Here is a 2,900-nt window from a genome sequence, read left to right as displayed (position 1 = left end):
GGCGCAGGGGCGGGCGTCGGCGCGGGAGCCGGAGCGGGTGCCGGTGTCGGCGCAGGAGCCGGGGCGGGGGCCGGGCCGTCGGCCGCGCCGATGTCGGTCCACAGGCTCGCGGTGGTCGGGTTCCAGCCGGTGCTCGCGTAGTCGGTCTGCGCCACGGTGGCGCGGTAGTTGCGGCCGTTGTACGTCACCAGCGAGCCGGCGGCGTAGAAGGTGTCGGGCTTCCAGGCGGGGTAGCTGGCGGCCTGGGCCGTCGCGGTCACGAGGACGGCGGCGAAGGCGCTGAGCAGACGCATCTGGCTCGAGCGGGGGACGAGGGCGGTGACGGGCATGGAGGTCTCCGGGTGGAACGGGGGGCGTTACGGCGTTCGGGACTCTAGCCGCTGCAATACCATTTGAGTACCACTTGAACGATGAAAGTGGTAATGGTTTGTGCCCGCGAGCCGCAAAACGCGATCCAATAGCCGCGTCTCCACTTCCGTGCTTTCGTCCGAACCGTGTCCGAGTCCTTGCTGGACCCCACCCTCGCTCCACCCAAGTCCACGCTGGCCGTCTCCTTCTGGGGCGACCGGTGGCCGCGGTTGCGGCCCTGGCTGCTGGGCGCCGTCGCGCTGGGGCTGGCGCTGGCCGTCGGCCTCGCGCTGCGCCAGCTGCTGCTGCAGGTGCACTACAGCGCGGTGATGGCGGCCGTGGCCACCACGCCGGCGTCGAGCATCGGCCTGGCGCTGATCGCCACCGTGCTGAGCTACCTCGCGCTCAGCGGCTACGACAGCTCGTCGCTGCGCTATGCCGGCGCTCGCGTGCGGCATGCCACCGTGCTGCTGACCTCGTTCGTCGCCTATGCGCTGTCGAACACCATCGGGCTCGGGCCGCTGTCGGGCGGCGCGGTGCGCATGCGGCTGTACACCGCTGCCGGGCTGGAGCCGGCACAGGTCGGGCGGGTGATCGCCTTCAATGCAGCCGCCTTCGGGCTCGGCATGGCGGCGTTCGGCGCGCTCGCGCTGCTGTGGGGCGCCGACGACGTGGGCGGCCTGTTGCGCATGCCGCCGCTGCTGCTGCGGCTGCTGGCCGCCGCGCTGCTGCTGGGGCTGGCCGGCTTCATCTGGCTGTGCACGAAGCGCCGCGGCCTGCGCATCGGCCGCTGGAGCATGCGCCTGCCGACGCCCGAGCTCGCGCTGCGCCAGCTGGTGATCTCGGCGCTGGAGCTGTGCGCCTCGGCGGCGGCACTGTGGGTGCTGTTGCCGGGCCAGCACATCCCGCTGCCGACCTTCATCGCGTTCTACGCCATCGCCGTCACGGCCGGCATCATCAGCCACGTGCCGGGCGGCGTCGGCGTGTTCGAGGCGGTGATGCTGCTGGCCAGCGGCGGCACCGTGCCGAGCGATGTGATGCTGGGCGCGCTGCTGCTGAACCGCGGCATCTACTACGTGCTGCCGCTGGTGCTGGCCACCGGCATGCTGGTGGCCTACGAGCTGCGCTCCGGCGTGGCCGCGCCGGTGGGCCGCATGGCGGTGCACCTGAGCCCGCGGCTGATGGCGGCGCTGACGCTGGTCGCGGGCCTGTGGCTGATGGTCTCCGGCGTGACGCCGTTCACCGAGGACGCGCGCGAGATCCTCGCGCACCTGAACGTGCCGGTGCCGCTGATCGAGGCGTCGCACTTCCTCGGCAGCGTCGCCGGCCTCGGCCTGCTGCTGGTGGCGCGCGGGCTGTTGCACCAGCTGGATGCCGCCTGGTGGGCCGCGCTGGTGCTGTCGGTGATCGCCGCGGTGCTGGCACTGCCCAAGGGCATCGCGGTCACCGAGGCCGCGATGCTGACCACGCTGGCGCTGCTGCTGCTGATCTCGCGCAACCAGTTCGATCGCCGCTCCTCGCTGTTCTCGCAGCGGCTCGAGCCCGAATGGCTGCTGGCGCTCGGCGGCGTGCTGGTCGCCTGCGTGTGGGTGCTGTTCTTCGCGTACCGCGAGGTGGCCTACAGCAACCGGCTGTGGTGGCAGTTCGAGCTCGACGGCCAGGCGCCGCGCTCGCTGCGCGCGCTGACCGCCATCGCGCTGATCGCGCTCGCCTACGGCATGTGGCAGCTGCTGCGGCCGCCGGCCGGCGACGTGGCCGAGACCTCGCCCGAAGAGATGGCGCGGGCCGCGGCGATCGTGCGCGCCAATCCATCATCGGACGGCTGCCATGTGCTGGTCGGCGACAAGCACCTGATGTTCTCGCCGTCCGGGCGCAGCTTCCTGATGTTCGGCAAGCAGGGTCGTTCGTGGGTGTCGCTGTACGGCCCGTTCGGCGATGCGCGCGAATGGCCCGACCTGGTGTGGCAGTTCATCGAGCGCGCCAACGACCATGGCGGCCGCGCCGCGTTCTACCAGGTGCGCCCGGCCACGCTGCCGCTGTACCTCGATTGCGGGCTGCACGCGCTGAAGCTCGGCGAATACGCCACCGTGCCGCTGCCCGATTTCAGCCTGAAGGGGGCGAAGCGCGCCAACCTGCGCACCGGCGTGAACCGCGGCGAGCGCGAGGGGCTGCAGTTCGAGGTGGTGCCGGCCGACGGCGTGGCCGCGCTGCTGCCGCAGCTGAGGCAGGTGTCCGATGCGTGGCTGGCCGAGCAGCGCGGGCGCGAGAAGAGCTTCTCGGTCGGGCGCTTCGATGCGGACTACGTGCAGCGCCTGCCGGTGGCGATCGTGCGGCGCGACGACCGCATCCTCGCCTTCGCCAACCTGCTGACCACCGATGCCCGCAAGGACGCGAGCCTCGACCTGATGCGCCACCTGCCCGATGCACCGCCCGGCACGATGGACTTCCTGTTCGCGAAGATCATGCTGCACCTGCAGGCCGAGGGCTACGAACGCTTCGGGCTCGGCATGTCGCCGATGGCCGGCATGGCCGAGCGCCGCCGAGCGCCGCGT

The 2,900-nt window shown here is 71.8% G+C and carries 2 protein-coding genes; one reads left to right on the top strand and one right to left on the bottom strand.

Annotated features, from left to right (window positions below):
- A partial coding sequence (locus AC1D15_RS25095; protein ID WP_477828116.1) for a carbohydrate-binding protein occupies positions 1-329 on the bottom strand: 329 nt, incomplete at its 3' end.
- A gap of 177 nt (positions 330-506) precedes the next feature.
- On the opposite strand from AC1D15_RS25095, the gene mprF reads away from it, so the two are divergent.
- Positions 507-2,900: bifunctional lysylphosphatidylglycerol flippase/synthetase MprF (mprF, locus tag AC1D15_RS25090; protein WP_477828115.1), on the top strand; the 2,394-nt coding region annotated here is incomplete at its 3' end.

It is taken from the genome of Rhizobacter sp. P2_H2 (assembly GCF_056403375.1).
The sequence above is the reverse complement of the archived record's forward strand: the minus strand, read 5'-3'. Positions and strand labels throughout refer to the sequence as shown.